This is a genomic window from Variovorax palleresanus (assembly GCF_051144945.1).
GTDB classification, from domain to species: domain Bacteria; phylum Pseudomonadota; class Gammaproteobacteria; order Burkholderiales; family Burkholderiaceae_C; genus Variovorax; species Variovorax paradoxus_S.
Genome location: NZ_JBJNVP010000002.1, coordinates 4,590,410 through 4,608,439, shown reverse-complemented (window position 1 = coordinate 4,608,439; position 18,030 = coordinate 4,590,410). Strand labels below are relative to the sequence as shown.

General features: G+C 64.7%; 14 protein-coding genes. 7 read left to right on the top strand and 7 right to left on the bottom strand.

From position 1 onward, the window contains the following. Nucleotides 1-15: 15 nt before the first annotated feature. Entirely contained in the window at nt 16-1,353 is a 1,338-nt protein-coding gene (locus tag ACJ7Z0_RS25495) for an NUDIX hydrolase (RefSeq protein ID WP_434792058.1), read from the top strand. A gap of 31 nt (nt 1,354-1,384) precedes the next feature. On the opposite strand, the gene ACJ7Z0_RS25490 is transcribed toward ACJ7Z0_RS25495, so the two are convergent. Next, the gene (locus ACJ7Z0_RS25490) at nt 1,385-5,539 is read right to left on the bottom strand and encodes a chemotaxis protein CheB (RefSeq protein WP_434792057.1); all 4,155 of its coding nucleotides are present in this window, start codon (nt 5,537-5,539) and stop codon (nt 1,385-1,387) included. A 226-nt stretch (nt 5,540-5,765) separates the two neighbouring features. Between ACJ7Z0_RS25490 and ACJ7Z0_RS25485 the strand changes: the two genes are divergently transcribed. Together ACJ7Z0_RS25485 and ACJ7Z0_RS25480 are read left to right on the top strand one after the other, a co-directional pair. Then, complete coding sequence (locus ACJ7Z0_RS25485; protein ID WP_434792056.1) at nt 5,766-6,029, top strand: hypothetical protein; 264 nt, start codon at nt 5,766-5,768, stop codon at nt 6,027-6,029. Between the two features lie 111 nt (nt 6,030-6,140). After that, complete coding sequence (locus ACJ7Z0_RS25480) at nt 6,141-6,377, top strand: hypothetical protein (protein WP_434792055.1); 237 nt, start codon at nt 6,141-6,143, stop codon at nt 6,375-6,377. 25 nt (nt 6,378-6,402) lie between these two features. Here the strand turns inward: ACJ7Z0_RS25480 and ACJ7Z0_RS25475 are convergent, their stop codons facing one another. The 5 genes from ACJ7Z0_RS25475 to ACJ7Z0_RS25455 all read right to left on the bottom strand — a co-directional run bounded on the left by ACJ7Z0_RS25475 (nt 6,403) and on the right by ACJ7Z0_RS25455 (nt 10,898). Further along, nucleotides 6,403-6,900 (bottom strand): helix-turn-helix transcriptional regulator, encoded by a 498-nt coding sequence (locus tag ACJ7Z0_RS25475; protein ID WP_434792054.1) that lies wholly within the window; start codon nt 6,898-6,900, stop codon nt 6,403-6,405. A 202-nt stretch (nt 6,901-7,102) separates the two neighbouring features. Then, nucleotides 7,103-7,774, bottom strand: coding sequence for a Crp/Fnr family transcriptional regulator (locus ACJ7Z0_RS25470; RefSeq protein WP_434792053.1), 672 nt, complete (start codon nt 7,772-7,774; stop codon nt 7,103-7,105). A 136-nt stretch (nt 7,775-7,910) separates the two neighbouring features. Next, nucleotides 7,911-8,633, bottom strand: a complete 723-nt coding sequence (locus ACJ7Z0_RS25465) for a Crp/Fnr family transcriptional regulator (RefSeq protein WP_434792052.1) — start codon at nt 8,631-8,633, stop codon at nt 7,911-7,913. A gap of 202 nt (nt 8,634-8,835) precedes the next feature. Then, a complete protein-coding gene (locus ACJ7Z0_RS25460; protein ID WP_434792051.1) occupies nt 8,836-9,849 on the bottom strand; it encodes an AraC family transcriptional regulator in 1,014 nt (337 codons plus the stop codon). Between the two features lie 116 nt (nt 9,850-9,965). After that, nucleotides 9,966-10,898: a LysR substrate-binding domain-containing protein gene (locus ACJ7Z0_RS25455; RefSeq protein WP_434792050.1), complete on the bottom strand. Its 933-nt coding sequence runs from the start codon at nt 10,896-10,898 to the stop codon at nt 9,966-9,968. Nucleotides 10,899-11,040: 142 nt separating this feature from the next. Here ACJ7Z0_RS25455 and ACJ7Z0_RS25450 point away from each other — a divergent pair, with 142 nt between their 5' ends. From ACJ7Z0_RS25450 to ACJ7Z0_RS25435, 4 genes are all read left to right on the top strand, one after another. Further along, nucleotides 11,041-12,036, top strand: a complete 996-nt coding sequence (locus tag ACJ7Z0_RS25450; protein WP_434792049.1) for a tripartite tricarboxylate transporter substrate binding protein — start codon at nt 11,041-11,043, stop codon at nt 12,034-12,036. Further along, on the top strand, nt 12,036-13,559 hold the full coding sequence (locus tag ACJ7Z0_RS25445) for a UxaA family hydrolase (protein WP_434792048.1): 1,524 nt from the start codon (nt 12,036-12,038) through the stop codon (nt 13,557-13,559). Before ACJ7Z0_RS25450 ends, ACJ7Z0_RS25445 begins: the two co-directional genes overlap by 1 nt. 42 nt (nt 13,560-13,601) lie before the next feature. Beyond that, on the top strand, nt 13,602-14,405 hold the full coding sequence (hpaI, locus tag ACJ7Z0_RS25440) for a 4-hydroxy-2-oxoheptanedioate aldolase (protein WP_434792047.1): 804 nt from the start codon (nt 13,602-13,604) through the stop codon (nt 14,403-14,405). A gap of 641 nt (nt 14,406-15,046) precedes the next feature. Then, complete coding sequence (locus tag ACJ7Z0_RS25435; RefSeq protein ID WP_434792046.1) at nt 15,047-15,880, top strand: hypothetical protein; 834 nt, start codon at nt 15,047-15,049, stop codon at nt 15,878-15,880. A 118-nt stretch (nt 15,881-15,998) separates the two neighbouring features. Here the strand turns inward: ACJ7Z0_RS25435 and ACJ7Z0_RS25430 are convergent, their stop codons facing one another. Continuing rightward, on the bottom strand, nt 15,999-17,900 hold the full coding sequence (locus tag ACJ7Z0_RS25430; protein WP_434792045.1) for a hypothetical protein: 1,902 nt from the start codon (nt 17,898-17,900) through the stop codon (nt 15,999-16,001). Nucleotides 17,901-18,030: the final 130 nt, after the last annotated feature.

Below are 18,030 nucleotides of genomic sequence, written 5' to 3'. Positions count from 1 at the left end.
CGACAATCGGCGCCCATGAACGCCAAGCCTCAGGCGGCCGCGCCGGCCCCGCCATCGTCCGTGCCGCGCCCCATTCGCACTGCAGCCAGTCTGATCCTCTTGCGCGACAGCGCCCAGGGCATGGAAGTGCTGCTGCTGCGCCGCGCCGAAAAAGCCAACGACCAGAACAGCGGCGCCAGCGTGTTTCCGGGCGGCGTGGTCGACACGCACGACCGCAGCCTGCACCTGATGTGCAAGGGACTGGACGACAGCGAGGCCAGCACGCACCTGGGCATGCCCGAAGGCGGCCTCGACTACTACGCCGCCGCGGTGCGCGAATGCTTCGAGGAGGCCGGCATCCTGTTCGCGAGCGACAGCGAAGACCGCCTGGTCGAACTCGACCGGCTGCCCACCGGCCGGCTCGAGGCCATGCGCCATGCGGCCGAGCAAGGCACCGATGCGCTGCTTGCCATGTGCGACGCACAGGGCTGGCGTCTCGCGATGGACCGGCTGGCCTATTTCAGCCACTGGCTGACGCCGCCCGGCATGCCGCGCCGGTTCGACACCCGCTTCTTCATCGCAGCGATGCCGCCCGCACAAGGCGTGAAGCCCGATGGCCGCGAGATCGTCGAGCACATGTGGCTGAAGCCGGCCGACGCGGTGGACCCTCGCCGCGGGCTCAAGCTGATGAACGTGACACGGCGCACGCTCGAGCAACTGGCACGCTTCGACAGCGCCGACCATTGCATGGCCCATGCGCACGCCCTCACCGAGATTCCGCTCAACATGCCGCGCCTGGCCGATGGGCCCGCAGGCCGCCGCGCCGTGAACATCGAAGAAGCCGCCTACGAGGAGATCGGCCGCCTCGACCCCGACGGCCAAGGCGATGCACGCTATGCGCTGGAGGCCGGCCTGGTCACGCAGCTCTCGGCGCGCATCCACCGCGTGGCCGGCGAGGACGGTTCGCCGCACAGCTATTTCGTCGGCGGCGAAGACGGCCAGTGGGCATTGATCGACCCAGCGGGGCGCGGTTCGGCGGAGGGCCAGGCGGCTCCCGGGTCCGTGCGCTGGCTGCTCTCGACAGCGGCACGCACGCAGGAATCGGCCGCAGCGCTCGGAGAACTCCGATCTTCATCATGGCCGGACGCCACGGTGCTGTGGCCGGAACCGGGCGACACCCTGGAACTGAGCGGCGCCACGTTGCGCGTCCTGCAGCCGGGGCCGGCGGCCGATGGCGCGGCCGCGCGGCAGTTTCTGCTGGCCGAGGAACGCACCCTCTTCACCGGCACGGCCGCCATGCCCGCGGTGCACGCGGATGACAAAGTCGAGTGGATCGCGCCGGCAAGCGGCTTCATCTTCCGGTGGATCGGCTGACCGCCCGCCGACGCCGGCCAGGCCTGCGGATTCACAGCCTGCCGATGGTCGCCTTGAGGTCCTCGAGCGAAGCAGGTTTGGGCAAATGCGCGTTGAAGCCTGCTTCGAGCGCGCGGCGCGCATCGGCGCGCCGGCCGAAGCCCGACATGGCAATGGAGCGCAGCTCGCGCGTGGCCGGCCGCCGCCGCACCTCCGCAATGAACTGGTAGCCGTCCATCTCGGGCATGCCCAGGTCCGACACCAACAGGTCGTAGCTGTTCGTCTCGAGCAGCTCCAGGCCCTTCTTTGCGCTTGGCGCCACGTCGACAATCGCGCCCTCGAGCCGCAGCACCTCGGCGAACGGGGCCAGCGCATCGGCGTAGTCGTCCACCGCGAGCACGCGCCATCCGCTCAGGTCGACTTCGGCCGGCGTCCTGTGCGCCGGGGGCTCCACATGTGCTCCCACCCGCGGCAGCCAGACGTCGAACTCCGCGCCCTTCCCCAGTCCCGCCGAATGCACCTCCACCCGGCCACCGTGGGCCCGCGTCAGTTCGTTGACCAGTGCCAAGCCGATGCCAAGGCCACCGTTGATGGGAGTGACTTCGCTGCTCGCCTGATTGAACATGCCGAACACGTACGGAAGAAATTCCGGTGCAATGCCGCAACCCGTGTCGCTCACCTTGAGCCAGCCAAAATTCTCGTCGCCCGCCACGCGCACTGAAATGCGCCCGCCATCGGGCGTGAACTTCACTGCGTTGCTCAACAGGTTCCACACGATCTGCTCGATCCGCACGCGGTCGCCATCGCAGATCACGCCGGCTTCGCAGTCCGCCTCCAGCGCGAGCTTCTTGCCAGTCGCGCCACTCACCGCGGCGTGCGCCGTGGCTTGCACCAGCTCGCCCAGGTCGACGGGCACGTGGCTCAGCCGCAGCTTGCCGGTGCGGATGCGCGACAGATCGAGCAGGTCGTTGATGATGCGCGTCTGGCTGGCCACGGCGCGCTTGATGGTTTCGCCAACGCGCCGCACGGACGGGCTCTCGGCGGTGGCCGGCATGTGCATCAGCAGCTCGGCGTTCATCTGGATCAGGTTGAGCGGCTGCTTCAGTTCGTGCGACATCACGGCCAGGAACTTGTCCTTGAGCTCGTTGGCCATCTGCGCGCTGAGGCTGGCCTTCTTTTCCTTGGAAAGCCGGTGCTCCTGCGCAAGCTCATGCTGCTTGGTGCCCGTCATGTCGCGCGCGATCTTGGCGAAGCCGCCGCCCGCGGCGAGCTCCAGCGGGGTCGTGACGCCACTGCAGAAAAAGCGGCTGCCGTCCTTGCGCAGGTGCCAGCGCTCGTCCTCGGAGCGGCCCGACGCCAGTGCGCGCTGCATTTCCTTTTCGGGCACGCCACTCGCCTGGTCCTCGGACGTGTAGATCGTCGCAAGCGGCTTGCGCAGCATTTCTTCTTCCGAGTAGCCGAAGATGCGCCGGGCACCCGCATTCCAGGTCGCGATCAAGCCCTGGTCGTCGGTCGTGATGATGGCGAAGTCGCGCGTGGTGGCTGCCACCAGCCGCAGCCTTTCTTCGCCTGCGCGCACCTGCTCCTCGGCGGCGGTCAGGTCGGTGATGTCGAAGAAGTTGAGGATCGCGCCTTCGATCTTGTCTTCCGCCGTGCGGTACGGGAGTATCCGCGCCAGGTAGTGCCGCCCGTCCGCGCTGGTTACGTGGCGTTCGGTGCTTCGCAGCTCCTTGAAGGCCGCGGCCGTGTCGTCCGCCAGCTCCGGATAGTCGAGCCGGCTGGTGATGTCGAACAGCGAACGCCCGAGGTCCGATGCAATCAGGTTGAACAGGTTGCTCGCATGCGGCGTGAAGCGCTTCACATGCATGCCGCGGTCCACGAACACGGTCGCAATCTCTGACGAGGTGATCAGGTTCTGCAGGTCGTCGTTGATGCGGCCGCGCTCTTCCACCTTCATCTTGAGCTCGAAGTTCACCGTCACGAGCTCCTCGTTCATCGACTGCAGCTCTTCCTTGCTGGTCTCGAGTTCTTCGGTGGCGGAGCGCAGCTCTTCATTGATCGCCTGCAGTTCCTCGTTGGAGGCCTTCAGCTCCTGGGTCGATGTTTCGGCGCCTTCAATGGTGTCCTGCAGATGCAGCTTGAGCTGGCGCATCTCGCCTTCCATCTGGCCGATGAGCAGCTCGCGCGCCGCGTCGGCCGGCTCGCCGCCTTCCGTGCGCATGCTGTCTTCCACCTCGTCGAACACCACGAGCGTGAGTTGTGGAGCGGCTTCCTTGTTGTCGTCGTCGTCCTTCTGCGGCTGCAGCGGACGCACCGTGATGTTGAGGAACACCTGCCGCCCGTCGTCCCGCCTGTGCACCAGGCGGGTCTCCACGCTGCGGGCCGTCTGCGCAGCCTTGAAGAGCGCGGTTCGCAGCTCCAGGCGCAAATCGGGCCGTACGTTGTTCAGCAGGTGGTTCGACGGCTCGCCGCTCGCCCGCTCGAGAAACCGCCCCACGCCGTTGGACAGGTGCAGCACCTCGTGCTCGCTGTTGATCAGCACGCTGGGCGGGGAGAACTGTTCCAGCGCGCGCTGGTGCAGCTCCGCAAAGCTCGGCCGTTCGGAGCGCTTGGGCGAGCGCAGCGCTTCCATCGGTCCGGCCCAGCCGGGCTTGAGCGGCGTATCGCTGATGAGCGGCAAGTGGCGCCCGGGCGGCAGCTCCGGGTTCACGCGGTAGATGCGGTTCTTCTTGTCGACCGAAGTAAACAGGCTGCCCACCGCATCGATCGATTCCGAAGTGCCCAGAAACAGATAGCCGCCCGGCCGCAGCGCGACGCGGAACATCTCCAGCACATGGGTCTGCGCCGCACGGTCGAGATAGATCAGCAGGTTGCGGCAGCAGATGATGTCCAGCCGCGAAAACGGCGGGTCGCGCAGCAGGTTGTGCAGCGCGAAGAGCACCGGCTCGCGCACCGATGTCGCGACGCGGTACCGGTCCTGCTCGGCCATGAAGAATTGCTGCAGCCGCGAAGGCGAGATGTCCTCGGCAATGCCCTGCGGATAGAGGCCCTTGCGTGCCGTGGCAATGGCGCGCTCGTCGATGTCGGTGGCAAAGATCTGGATGTCGAGCGGCTTGGACTGCAGGTGCACCTGCTCGCGCAGCAGCATGCTCAGCGAATAGGCCTCCTCGCCCGTGGCGCAGCCCGCCACCCAGGCGCGCACCTGCTCGCGGGGCTGCTTGCTCGCGACCAGCGGGACAAGCGCGTCGCGCTCGAACGCCCCGAAGGCCTCCGGGTCGCGAAAGAAGTTGGTCACGCTGATGAGCATGTCCTGCAGCAGCGGACTCGCCTCTTCCGGATGTTCGTGCAGGAAGTCGCGGTACGCCGGCAGGTCGACCAGGCGATTCACCTGGAGCCGGCGTTCGATGCGGCGCAGCACCGTGGCGCGCTTGTAGTGGACGAAGTCGTGCCGCGTGTAGGTGCGCAAGAGCGTCATGATCTCCTGCAGTGCCTTCTCGGCCTGCTTGGTGGCGTCGCCGCTGGGGGCCTCCGGGGCGAGTTCCGCCTGCTCGTCGCCGGGCATGCGAATGCGCTGGGCATTGCGCCAATGCTCGACCAGGCGCGGGCCCATCTCGGCCGCGGGCAGCACGATGTCCACCACGCCGGTGCCGATGGCCGCGCGCGGCATGCCGTCGTGCGCCGCGTCCTCGGGCGACTGCGCCATGGTGAGGCCGCCGCTCTCCTTCACGCGCGTGAGCCCCACAGCGCCGTCGCTGCCGGTGCCCGACATCACGATGCAGACAGCCCTCTCCTTGTGCACCTCGGCCATGGTGCGAAAGAACACGTCCACCGCCACCTGGGGGCGCTTGACGTGCTCGTTGGGAGTCACCCGCACGTAGCCATCGTCCATGGTCAGCTCGACGCCCGGCGGAATCACGTAGACATGGTTCGCTTCCACAGGCTCGGGCTGCGTGACCTGCCTCACGGACATTTGCGTCGAACGCTGCAAGATCTCCGCCGCGTTGCTCTCGTGCTGGGGCGAGAGATGCAGGATGACGACAAAGGCCATGCCCGGGTCGGCCGGCATTTGCTCGAAGAAACGGATCAATGCTTCCAGCCCGCCCGCGGAGGCACCGATACCGATGACCGGGAAGCTCAGCGTGCTGGGCGTGAGCTTGCGTTCATTGGTGGCGGCAGAAGGCGGAGGCGGATTCGATGTGGTGGGCATGGAATGTCGGTTGCGCAGCCAACGCCCTGGGGCTTGCCGCGCGCTCGTTCGATTCTCAAATTCTGCCCCTTGTCGGTGCCGGATTTCGGTTTTGCGGCTGTTTTTCCCCTCGATTTTGCCGAGGGCGCTTTCCTCCGCGTGTAGTCTGCCGAGCCGGCTCACACGAGAAAGGTTCCTACGCATTGCAGTCGCCCGCCATCCGAACCTTCGGACAGGCGAACATCCCATGACCGCACTGGACCTTCTGACCCTGGATGTACTGCTTGCGCGCAGCGTGCTGCTGCGTGCCGACTACATGCGGGTGCAGAACCGGATCGATGAATTGCTGCTGCATCGTGGGAGCGGCGATGCCCGCAATGGCCCCGCGGACGAGGATTTCAGCCAGCTCATCAGTGCCATGAGCCGTTCGTTTTCGGCGGATGCCCTCTATCTCTCGAATCTTTCGCACACGGTGCATGAAATCATCGAGCACGCCAAGGCCACGGCCTGATCAGGCGCCGCATTGTTCTGCTTTTTCGCGACAGCGAGCCGAGCCGCTGTCCGACATCTCGTTCTCGGGCGCCGGTGCAGCGTCGAAGAACTGCACTGAAGGGTGACCGAGATGACTCCTCAACAAGCCAGAAGCGACGAGCGCGACAACCAGCGCGTGTTCCGGTGGGGCATCGGCGCGGCAATCTTCATCTTCCTGCTCGCGCTTGCCTATAACTTCATGCCCCAGACGCGGGAAGAAGTGCCGGTCGCGCCGACGACCCAGAGCGCACCGCAGGTCGCTCCCTCGAATACCGCACCTTCGATCACCGCGCCCCAGGCCCCGCCTGCAACTACGCAGGGCAAGTAGCCCCGCACGAAGAGCCTCCTGCAACTCAGGAGGTTTCGTCCCAGTTCATGAGGCCCCACTGCGTGGCCGCGCAAACCGCCTGGGTGCGCGACTTGACGTTCAGCTTGCGGTAGATGCTCTTGAGCTGGGCTTCGATCGTGTTGATCGAACGATGGGCTTCTTCGGCGATCTGCCGGTTGCTCCGGCCCTGCGAGATGAGCCGAAGCACTTTCAGTTCACGGGGCGACAGCAGCCCCCTCGGTTCCGCGGGAGCCTTCTGCTCGGCGGACGCGGAAAGCGAACGGAGGATACGCCGCGCAATTTGCGATGCCGCGGGAGAGTCGCCCAATTCGACAGAGCGCATCAGGGAAGCGAGATCGGTTGCATTCGCCTTCGCGAAGAGATCGCGCAAAGCCCCCGCAGCCGCGGCGCAATTTACGCGCCGATCTTCGTTCGCGGCTGGGAACCTGCCGATCGTGAACTGGCCCGCCTGCTGCCAGGATGGGTGCCACGTTGTTCTTGTTACTGTGTTTGCGCTGTGCATTTGAAAAGCTCCCTGTCTCTGGCGTTCCACAAGACTTGGCAACTGAAGAAATTCCCGCTGCAAGCCTCGGAGAACATGGATGAAACAGACACCATGCTACGAACGAAACGCCTTGTAGCTCTGCTTTCGAACACCGGATGTGGCGCATGTCACAAATGTGAACTGGCGCCGAAAAGGAACGAGAACTAAGGTTTTCGCCGTCTCAGGCGCACGGCTGCAACGAAGCCGCTGCAGCCCCGCCCAAACCCGGTTCGGCCAGCGGCAGATCGAAATCGGTTGTCACGAAATCCGCGCGCACATGCACGCCGTGATCGTCGCGGTGCACCAGCCCACGGTTTTCCATGCCGCGCATGGTTTTGTTGACCACCTCGCGCGAGAGGCCCGAATAGGACGCGATGACCGACTGGGTGATGCGCTTGTCGTACCCACCCGTTTTTGCGGGCGCCAGCTGGGTCAGTTGATGAAGCACGCGGCCCACGAGATCTTCGGACGACAGCGCGGAAACCCTGCGAAGCTGCCCCCGCATCACGCCCACCCGCTTCATGGCGATCTCGAGCAGAGCCAAGGACAGCTGCGGATGGCGCTCGCACAGCTTGCGCATTGCGGCAATGGGGATGAGGTACACCGACGAAGGCAGCGCGGCAATCAGCGTCTGGGTGGCCTGGTGGCGGTCTTCGGTGAAAGAGGAACCGAGAAAAAAATCGTCCCGGCGGATGAATTCGGTGGTGACGTCGCCGCCGCTGCCGCGTCCGTGTTCGACCACGCGCAAAAGCCCGCTCCCCACGCAGTAGAAGCGATCCGTCCATTCGTCGACGGCAAGAACGGTTTCATTGCGGCGGTAGGAACGCAGTTCGCTGGCCTTGACCAATGCCACACGGTCTGCGGGCGGCAACACCGAGACCAAGGTATTCAGATACATATCGAGATGATGGGGGACGGCACCGCCTGACGCATACCCATGAATTGGGGAGGCAGCGCGAATGCAACTCTGGAGCCCACCCGGCGGGTGGTTACGAATTCGCCTCCGTCCCCGCTCCCCCCTGGAACTCGTCGGTCTCCGGCCCGCTTTCGTGCAAGCCACCGATGTCCGTCGACGCGAAATCGGCCGGCACATGAACCGCGTGTTCGTCGCGCCAGACGAGGCCGCGGCTCTCCATGTCGCGCATGATCTTGTTGACCACTTCGCGCGAGAGCCCCGTGTAAGACGCGATCACCGCCTGGGTAATGCGCTTGTCGAAGCCGCCGGTACTTGCCGGCGCGAGCTGGGTCAGCTGGTGGAGCACCCGGCTCACCAGGTCTTCGGACGACAGCGCCGAGATCTTGCGAAGCTGGCTGCGAAGCGACCGGATGCGCGTTGCCGCGTATTCGAACATTCCCATTGCAACCTCCGGATAGGCTTCGCAGAGCTTGCGAGCCGCCGGAATCGGGACCAGGTAGGCTGACGACGGCAGCGCGGCGACCAGCGTCTGCCGGGCCATGTAGCGGTCTTCGCGGAGAGTGGGTCCCAGGAAAAAATCGTTTCGGCGAATGAAGTCGGTCGTTACGTCCCCGGTGGGGTCGCTGCCATGCTCGACCACGCGCAACAAGCCGCTCGTCACACAAAAGATGCGGTCCGTCCACTCTTGCGCCGCCATCACCGTCTCGCTGCGCCGATAGGAGCGAAGCTCGCTGCACTTGATCAACGCCGCGCGCTCAGCCGGCGGCACGTTGGCGAAAAGAGGATGCAGGTACATGGGAACGACGTTTGTCTTCAGGCTTGGCGGCGGCCTCGGGGCCTCTCGCACAGGCACGAGATTGCGCGTTGTTGGCTCACGGGCTTGACCGTGCGTCTCAATCCTCGAAAAAAATCGGTGAGAACAGGACTTATTTCACGATTTTCCATGATTCGTTCCGCTGAACCCGGAGGGGTCACCGAATGACCCCGCGGCAGGCAACCTAAGCGGCCTTTCTCGACAGGGCCCGGAAATCCTGAGGCGACATGTCATAGGCACGGCGGAAGGCCCGCGAGAAGTCCGATGCGCTCTTGAAGCCGGCGCCATAGCCAACGTCCGCCACCATCGCGCTCGGGTGCCTTGCCAGTTCGTCGGCCGCATGGCGCAGCCTCAGGTGCCGAATGTAGGAACCCAGGCCGCCTTCATGCTGGAACAGCCGGTACACAGTCGGGCGTGAGAGCTGCAACGCCGCGATCACGTCGTCGGGCGAAAGGTCCGCACGGTGCAGATGGGCCTGGATGTAACGCCGGGCCTGGCCGAACACGGCGGCCCGGGCGCCCGCGCGGCCACTGTCGCCCAGGCGCGCCTGCCTGCCCAGGGCCGCGACCAGAAGCTGCGCGCCCGCACGCGCATCGGCTTGCACGGCGGCGGCGTTCATGCGCCCCACGCGGCTGGCCAGCGCGGCCACGTGTTCGACCGCCAGCCTGGCGACCGGCGTCTCGGCCTGCTCGATGGCAAGTCCGTGGATGGCTTCCGGATCGGGAAACACCTCTTCCACCACGGCGGCCGGCACAAACAGGGTGAGCACCCGGCAATCGGTGCGCCGCATGCGCACCGGCTGTCCCATGTCGAGCGCGAGCACCTTGGCGGCAAAGGGCGCGGCGGCACGCGAGAGCGATCGAACCGAGACGTCTCGGACCTCCCCCTCGACGAACACGTGCAAGGCAAAACTGCGCACGCTGTCGCGCGAGATGCGGGCCAGCGAGCGGTCCAGCGACATGGCGTCCGAGCGGCAATCGGTGAAGGCCAGGCCGTCCAGCTCATAGCGGTCGATCGACGCGTTGAACGGCTTCTCGAGGTCGGACCGCGAAGGCAGCACGTCGATCACGTGCCCGACGCGCTCCCTCCACGCCGTCAGCCGCCGCTGCGGCGGCTCCGCGGCCACGCTGAAACGGCTGTGGGCAATGCCGTTCTGCAGCGTGGAATGCACACCCGGTAAAGAGACGCCGCGGTTCATCGAGGAAATACCACCAAAGTGTTAACAATTGTTAATGGTCGCGATTCTCACAGCAAACGCGGGCAAGCGCAACGGTGCAGGCTGAGCAATGCCGGCGCACGGCTTCGCTCGCCGCATCACTTCATCCTGGCAGCGCGCCGCAGGCACTCGATGAGTTGCTGCGTGCTGGGCGTGCGCCTGCGGCCGCGCATGGTGATGAGGCCGACCGGCGGCAGGTCGATCGGCACCTTGAGCGACAGCACCTTCAGCAGCCCCTGCTGCTGGAAATGCCGCGCGACGGAGCGCGCCATGAAAGCTACGGCATCGCGCTGCTGCAGAAAGCTGATCTGCGCCAGAAAGGACGCCGATTCGATGATGTCGGCCGGCGGATGCACGCCGTCCTTGAAAAACATCTGGTCGAGCTTGACGCGCAGCGACGCCCAAGGGGGCGGCATCACGCAGCGCTCTTTGGCAAGGTCGGCCCAGCCCAGCCGGCGCTTGGCGACGAGCGCGTGCCCGGGCCGCACCACCGCGGTCATGGGCTCTGCGAGCAGCGGCTCGGTTTCCAGGTCCGGCGCGGCGTAGCCGGGTTCCAGGCGCCCGACGAACAAGTCGAGCTCGCCCAGGCGCAGCTTGGGCAGGAGGCGCGTGAGGTCGCCCTCCTCCACCAGCACCGTGGTTTGCGACGAGTGCGTCTTGAGCATCTCGACCGCGCGAGCCATCAGCACCGGCATGGCCACCACCATTGCGCCCACGCTGGTGCGGCCCGCGGCACCGCTGGCCACCGCGGCGATCTCGTCGCGCGTGCGGTCGTAGTCGGCGAGCACCGAGCGCGCAAAGCGCACCACGCTGTCGCCGTACGGTGTGGGCTCGGTGCCGCGCGTGGAGCGCTCGAACAACGCGAGGCCGAACATGCGCTCGATTTCTGCCAGCGACTTGGAAACCGCCGGCTGCGTCACCGACAGGAACTCGGCCGCGCGCCCCAGGTGGCGGAACTGGTCGAGCGCCACCAGCATTTGCAGGTGGCGCAGCTTGAGGTTGGAACGCAGGACGCGGTCGATCTGGCTCATCGTGGTTGTTGCGGCCCGTTCTTCGACTACATAACCTCCAGGCTATGAAGCGAGTCCGCTATTTCATTGGATTGCAATGATTGTCTACTGAAGAATCCGGTCTCGGCTTTCATCGAACTACAAATCGTCGGAGACAAGACACATGACCATCCATCGCTCCCTGCAGCGGCGTCAACTGATGCTGGGCGGCCTCGGCGCCGCCGCGCTGGCCACCGTACACGGCCGCGCATTGGCCGCCGACTATCCCGACCGCCCCATCACCTTCATCTGCCCGTGGCCCGCCGGCGGCACCGCGGACCGCTCGATGCGCGCCATCTGCCAGATCGCCGCGCGTGAACTCGGCCAGCCCATCGCGCTGGAAAACCGCGCCGGCGCTTCCGGAATGATTGGCACCAAGGCGCTGGCTTCGGCCCGCCCCGACGGCTACACGATCGGACAGATTCCCATCTCGGTGACGCGCTTTGCACAGATCGGCACCGTGCAGATCAATCCGCTCAAGGACCTGGCCTACCTCGCCCGCACCTCGGGCCAGACCTTCGGCATTGCGGTGCCCGCCAGCTCGCCGTACAAGTCGCTGAAAGAGCTGGTGGCGCAGGCCAAGGCCAAGCCGGGCGCGATCAGCTATGCCCACGCCGGCGTGGGCGGTGCCACGCACGTGGGCATGGAGCAGTTCGCGCAGGCTGCCGGCGTCAAGTTCAACGCCATTGCCTACAAGGGCGGCGCCGCGGCGCTGCAGGACGTGCTGGGCGAACAGGTCGACATGCTGGCCGACAGCAGCTCCTGGGCACCGCACGTGGAAAGCGGCAAGCTGCGCCTGCTCGCCACCTGGGGCGAAGCACGCACGCCGCGCTTCAAGGACACGCCCACGCTCAAGGAGCTGGGCTACGACGTGGTGGTGGAAGCACCCAACGGCATCGGCGCGCCGCGCGGGCTGCCGCCCGCGGTGGAAAAGAAACTGCGCGATGCGTTCCGCGTGGCGGTGAACAGCGAAGAATTCAAGAAGGTTGCCGACAGCATCGATGCGCCGGTCATGTACCAGGACGGCCCCGACTACCAGAAGTATGTCGAAGCCGTCTACAAGCAGGAGACCGAGCTGATCCGCAAGCTCAACCTCAAGGAACTGATGGAGAAGGGTTGATGAACGACAGCCCCCTGCTTCGCCTGCACCCGCACGACAACGTGCTGGTTGCCAAGAGCCCGATCGCCCTGGGCGAAACGATTGCCGAGTTCGGCGTGCGCGCGCGTGCGCAGATACCCGCGGGGCACAAGATCGCGTCGCGCGCCATTGCGGCCGGCGAGCAGGTGAAGAAGTACGACACCGTCATTGGCGTGGCCTCGCGCGACCTGGAGGCGGGCGACTACGTGCACAGCCACAACCTCACGCTGGTCGACTCCTACCGCGATCCGGCCTTTTGCCAGGACGTGCGGCCGGTGGCCTACGTGCCCGATGCGGAGCGCGCCACCTTCATGGGCTTTGTGCGTGCCGACGGCCGCGTGGGCACGCGCAACTTCATCGGCATCCTGTCGTCGGTCAACTGCTCGGCCACCGTCATCAAGCGCATTGCGGCGCACTTCACGCCCGAGCGGCTGGTGGCCTTTCCCAACGTGGACGGCGTGGCCGCCTTTGCGCAGACCAGCGGCTGCGGCATGTCTTCGCCGAGCGAGCATTTCGACGTGCTGCGCCGCACGCTGGCGGGCTATGCGCGCCACCCCAACCTGGCCGGCGTGCTCATCGTGGGCCTGGGCTGCGAGCGCAACCAGGTCGATGCGCTGGTCGACTCGCAAGGCCTCCAGCAAGGCCGCCTCATGCGCACGATGGTGATGCAGGACGTGGGCGGCACCCGCCAGACCATCGAGGCCGGCATTCGCGCCATCGAGGAAATGCTGCCCGACGCCAACGCCGCGCAGCGCACCCGCGTCGGCGCCAACCACCTGAAGATCGGCCTGGAGTGCGGTGGCTCGGACGGCTTCTCGGGCATCACGGCCAACCCCGCACTGGGCGCGGCCATGGACGTGCTGGTGCGCCACGGCGGCACGGCCATTCTTTCGGAAACCCCCGAAATCCACGGCGTGGAATTCATGCTCACGCGGCGCGCCGTCACGCCCGAGGTCGGCCAGAAACTGCTCGACCGGCTGGCCTGGTGGGAGCGCTATGCGGCCGGCCAGAACGCGCAGTTCAACGGCGTGGTCGGGCACGGCAACCAGGCGGGCGGGCTGGCCAACATCTTCGAAAAATCGCTCGGCTCGGCCATGAAGGGCGGAACCACGCCGCTGCAGGCCGTGTACGAGTACGCGGAGCCTATCGACCAGGCCGGCTTCGTCTTCATGGATTCGCCGGGCTACGACCCCGTGGCCGTCACCGGGCAGATTGCCAGCGGCGCGCAGCTGATCTGCTTCACCACCGGCCGCGGCTCGATGTTTGGCAGCAAGCCGGCGCCGACCATCAAGCTGGCCAGCAACACGCCGATGTTCAAGCGCCTCGAAGAGGACATGGACATCAACTGCGGCGTGGTGATCGACGGCGAACTCTCGGTGCCCGAGCTGGGGCAGCAGATCTTCGAGCAGATATTGCGCCATGCCTCCGGCGAGCGGACGCGCAGCGAAACGCTGGGCCTTGGCGATCATGAATTCGTCCCATGGCACCTGGGGATCGTGAGCTGACACCGCACGCACGCAACATCACCTACTGAAGAGACCTCTCCCATGCCCGCCAACAACCCTTTCAAGACGGCCCTGGCCGCGCACCGCCCGCAGATCGGCCTCTGGCTCTCGATGGCCGACCCGTACATGGCGGAGGTGAGCGCCACCGCGGGCTTCGAGTGGCTGCTGATCGACGGCGAACACGCACCCAACGACCTGCGCTCAACCCTGGCCGCGCTGCAGGCCGTGGCGCCCCATGCCGCGCAACCGGTGGTGCGCGCGGTGCAGGGCGACACGGCCCTCATCAAGCAACTGCTCGACATCGGCGCCAAGAACCTGCTGGTGCCGATGGTCGATACGGCCGAACAGGCACGGGCATTGGTGTCGGCCACGCGCTATCCGCCGCTGGGCATTCGCGGCGTCGGCAGCGCCGTGGGCCGCGCGTCGCAGTGGAGCGCGCGCACCGACTACCTCGACATCGCCGACGAGGAAGTCTGCCTGCTGGTGCAGGCGGAAACCGTGGCGGCCCTCGCCAACCTGGCGCAGATATGCGATGTGGATGGCGTGGACGGCGTTTTCATCGGCCCGGCCGACCTGGCCGCGTCGATGGGGCATCGGGGCCGGCCCGGCCACCCCGATGTGCAGGCCGCCATCGAAGCCGCAATTCGAACCATCGTGGCCTCCGGCAAGGCCGCGGGCACGCTGACCTCGGACCCGAAGCTGGCGCGGCGCTACCTGGAACTGGGCTGCACCTTTGTCGCGGTGGGTGTCGACGTGCTGCTGTACGCGGGCGCCGCCCGCAAGCTGGCCGCCGATTTCACCGGTGCGCCGCCTGCCGCGGAGCCTGCCTCGCGCGCGGCTTACTGAAGGCGCTCTGATATTCCGCTGCGCACGCAAGGAATAGTCCTCTTGCGTTTTCAGTCGCTCGCCGGCTTGCCGCAAGCTCGCGGGGATAGGCGGAGGCGCTGGGCAGCCCACCACTTCGGGCGGCTGCATCGAGGCGGGCGACATCAGAAACAAAAATGCCTCGGGAGGTCCGAGGCATCTAAGCTGTTGATTTAGCAGGGAATTTAGTGGAGGCGCGACCCGGAGTCGAACCGGGCTAGACGGATTTGCAATCGGAACTAATCCAATGAAATCAACAGTTTAGCAAGCCGCCGCCCAAAACACCCTCTGCGCCGCGTCAACCGATCCGTCTGGGTAATTCGCCTTGCAAGCTTCCATTATCGCTAATGCGTCTCCCACGAATTCCTCACTGGCTGGAGCCATTGGGCGACCGCAGGCGACAACGGGCACAAGCGCGCATCAGTGGCTAAATCAGCAGGAACTCCTTGGGCGTACCGTGCGCCACGGAAAAGAACTGCGTCTGGCGAAAGCGTCGCGCGAGGGTCTTCGGCAAATCCAGCGGGAACTCCGCGCTTAGACCGGTTGGTCCGCTCGACTGGAGTGCTACGCTTGCCCGGCTCGACCAGGCATTTCGCTGAGCAGGCCCGAACGAGGAGACACGGATGGCACACCCGTTGGACAGCAGCTTTCACCTTCTTGAACAGACGAGAGCAACTCTTGACGGGCTAAGGCAGTTGATCCATGCCTGGTACGCAAGTGAGCCATTCGAGTCAGTGGTCGCACCAGTCAAAGACACACCATACAGCGCGATCTCAATGCGCGTCAAGATACCTATACCCACGTCGATCCCGCTGGCCGTGAGAAGCGCCGCGCATGACTTGAGATCGGCGCTCGATCATGCTGGTTATGCCTGTGCCCAGGCCTCGGGGATTGCAGTGCCCAAGAAGACATACTTCCCTTTCGCCAAAACGAAAGCTGAGTTCGACAAGCTTCGCACAGGCAACAGCAAAGACATTCCAGAACCCGTTCTGACCTACATGCTGGATTGCAAGGCACATGACGAACTTGACGGCAACCGCTTGCTCTATGCGCTGGCGACCCTGAGAAATATCAACGAACATCGCTACTTGGTTCCATGTAGTCACGGGGCTAGCCTGCTGAATGTCAGATCCCGTATCGACGGCCAGATACTTTTGAAGTACCCGGAAGGGCTCAACGACTGCATGTTCGAGCCCGTCTTGATTCTTCCCCCTCGCTGGTCCGAGGAATCCCAAGAGCTGTTGTTTCTGTTGTTTGACCCAAGACTTGGAGCCCAACCGGAGGTCTCAATGAAGACCTACATTGGATTCGGTGAGGGAATTTTTCTGGAGCACCAAGAGATCGGTGGCTACCTTCACCCGATGACTGAGCTAGTCGACGAAATCTTGCGCAAGACGCTGGACCTCGCAGATCAAGGAGGGCTCTTTCCGAAGGCTGGATCGATTGCTCTTTCATGAGAAGCGCTGTCGAAGTGGGCACCGTACACGGTCGATGGCAGTGGGCTTCTTGAGGGTCTTGGCAAGCGCAGGTTGCCGCGCCTTCGCCGGCGTTGGCGAGGATGCTCACGCATGTCGCTTAACTGGGCTTTTGAATATCGATCAAAACCTGCGCGTTTTCAACAAGGGTCAGGAGGCGTCCGACACGCAACGCAGCCCTGGGCTCGGCCGGTGCGGCAAGTGTCAGCTGGCCAGAGGCGCCAAGATAGACCGGTTGCCAGAACGAACCGCGGGAGCCATTCACAGAGGTTGTGATTTGCGCTCCATCGACTGCGACCCAGCACGGCTGTGCCGCCGGTGCATCCGACGATGTGACGCCCACGGCCCTGTCGTAGTTCGCGCCGCTGACAGATGGAACCAGTGCCGAGACGTTCAACATGCCCCCGGGAACGCCGGCCACGGCGCCATGCCCGAGGGCATAGACGACTGTGAACGCCGGGCAAGCCTTGACCGCGCGCACCCTCGTTTGACTGACCATCTCGCCGGCAAAGAGGCCTCGAAGAGAGGGGTGAACGAGCGATAAATCATCGGTGCGAGAGTTAAATTCTGCGCCAGTGCCTGTTGGCCCAGAATCGTCTGTGCCAGGCACGATCAGGTACGGAAGCTCGAAGGAGGGGGGAGCGAACTTCTCGCCGCGGAAATCAAATCTTCGCGTGCGTGCTGCCATCAGAATCGGAGCTTTCTTCTTCGCAAACCTCCCACCGCTAAAGTGGTCGTTTGCCCAGCACTGTAGCCCTGCGATGGCATTCCCCGCCGGGAGCCCCGACTCCTCAGTGATCGCAATATCAAACTGCACTGGGGATCGTCCCGAGTACACCTCGGGGCCAAAACGATTCTTGAAAATGTTGATGTGGCGCGCGTTGGAAATCGGCGCGGCCCGACTGCGCACCTCGATCTCAGCAAGACCGCTGCCCAGCTCAAAATCGCTGTTGCTGATCAGCGCCGTCGGGCATTCGAGCAACAACGACCCGTTGTTGTTGGCTGAAAATAGAGACCTGTCGTCGATGGTGAACATGTCGCAGTACTCACCAACGTACATGGGCGCCTGGTTGAATCGAGAAGTGTGGTTTCTCAACGCGAGAAAGTAAACGGACACGCCGCAATTGATCGGTGGCCCCTGAATTCCAGACACTTCGCTGCCTTGAAATAGGATCGACAAGTTGGTGTTGGCCCCGATGCGAATGCCTTCTTTCGCTCGGTCCCCGCGCAGTGCGACGTTATGCCACTCGAAAACTCGGGTGTTTCCAGGCGCCCCCTGCAATGTCATTTGCTTTGAGTTCACCACCACAGCGATGTCTGAGCCGGTGTAGCGCAAGATCACGGAGCCCTTGGGGCCTTTGGCTGCAATCTTCACGTCGCCGTCGAATTCGAGTGTCGTGCCATAGTCGTAAACGCCCGGCTCGAGTTCAATAACTCTGCTGCCGTAACGCATCACCGACTGAGAAAGCGCAATGTTCAATCGAGATCGGACAGTGTTGAAGCCCTTCTGAATGGCGGCGGCCTTGTCCGCCCCCCCGGTATCAAAGTCATCGGGCGTCACGGGGAGGGAGCGCAGCTTCTTCTCTACCGAGCGCGCCACCGCGCCCTCCTCACCGCGAGAAAAACCGATCCGAGATGCGCCATCGGTCGCGGCCAATCCCCGCAATTGACTCCCGACCTCTTCGCCCACCCGCTTCGCGATACCTGGCGATGCGTTGCCTTCACTCACAGCTGGAGTCTGCTCGCCGGCGGCCCTTGCAGCGAAAGGAAGCAACAGGGCCGAAACCATCAACCCGCGGCGCGCCGGGGCGTCGCGAGAAGATACTTTTTTGAATCGCTGAACCCAATTCAACATGATTGACCCTGCACAGAGCAAAGGAAGCCATTTTGTCCCGGTGAGAGCTACCCAAAGGGCGACGTTACAGACCGTTAGGGTGTGCCTGTAGACTTCCTTCTGAATCACCAGACGCCGCCCGGCAAGGAGTAAGGTGGAAGATTGCATGGCACATGCACTAAGCCGCAACTGGCGCAGCTTCGAGCACTTCGACGGGCAGCAGCTTCAACAGCTTCTTGTAGGGTGGCCGCTTCGGATCGGGCTTTTTGCCTGCGGCTCATCAGAGGGTGCCCGTCAG

What these genes read in the sequence shown, in the direction of transcription:
- ACJ7Z0_RS25480 (WP_434792055.1), top strand. Translation starts at nt 6,141, where the DNA reads ATGACTCCTCAACAAGCCAGAAGCGACGAGCGCGACAACCAGCGCGTG.
- ACJ7Z0_RS25445 (WP_434792048.1), top strand. Translation starts at nt 12,036, where the DNA reads ATGAACGACAGCCCCCTGCTTCGCCTGCACCCGCACGACAACGTGCTG.
- ACJ7Z0_RS25465 (WP_434792052.1), bottom strand. Translation starts at nt 8,633, where the DNA reads ATGTACCTGCATCCTCTTTTCGCCAACGTGCCGCCGGCTGAGCGCGCG.
- ACJ7Z0_RS25490 (WP_434792057.1), bottom strand. Translation starts at nt 5,539, where the DNA reads ATGCCCACCACATCGAATCCGCCTCCGCCTTCTGCCGCCACCAATGAA.
- ACJ7Z0_RS25495 (WP_434792058.1), top strand. Translation starts at nt 16, where the DNA reads ATGAACGCCAAGCCTCAGGCGGCCGCGCCGGCCCCGCCATCGTCCGTG.
- ACJ7Z0_RS25450 (WP_434792049.1), top strand. Translation starts at nt 11,041, where the DNA reads ATGACCATCCATCGCTCCCTGCAGCGGCGTCAACTGATGCTGGGCGGC.
- ACJ7Z0_RS25455 (WP_434792050.1), bottom strand. Translation starts at nt 10,898, where the DNA reads ATGAGCCAGATCGACCGCGTCCTGCGTTCCAACCTCAAGCTGCGCCAC.
- ACJ7Z0_RS25430 (WP_434792045.1), bottom strand. Translation starts at nt 17,900, where the DNA reads ATGCAATCTTCCACCTTACTCCTTGCCGGGCGGCGTCTGGTGATTCAG.
- ACJ7Z0_RS25475 (WP_434792054.1), bottom strand. Translation starts at nt 6,900, where the DNA reads ATGCACAGCGCAAACACAGTAACAAGAACAACGTGGCACCCATCCTGG.
- ACJ7Z0_RS25435 (WP_434792046.1), top strand. Translation starts at nt 15,047, where the DNA reads ATGGCACACCCGTTGGACAGCAGCTTTCACCTTCTTGAACAGACGAGA.
- hpaI (WP_434792047.1), top strand. Translation starts at nt 13,602, where the DNA reads ATGCCCGCCAACAACCCTTTCAAGACGGCCCTGGCCGCGCACCGCCCG.
- ACJ7Z0_RS25460 (WP_434792051.1), bottom strand. Translation starts at nt 9,849, where the DNA reads ATGAACCGCGGCGTCTCTTTACCGGGTGTGCATTCCACGCTGCAGAAC.
- ACJ7Z0_RS25485 (WP_434792056.1), top strand. Translation starts at nt 5,766, where the DNA reads ATGACCGCACTGGACCTTCTGACCCTGGATGTACTGCTTGCGCGCAGC.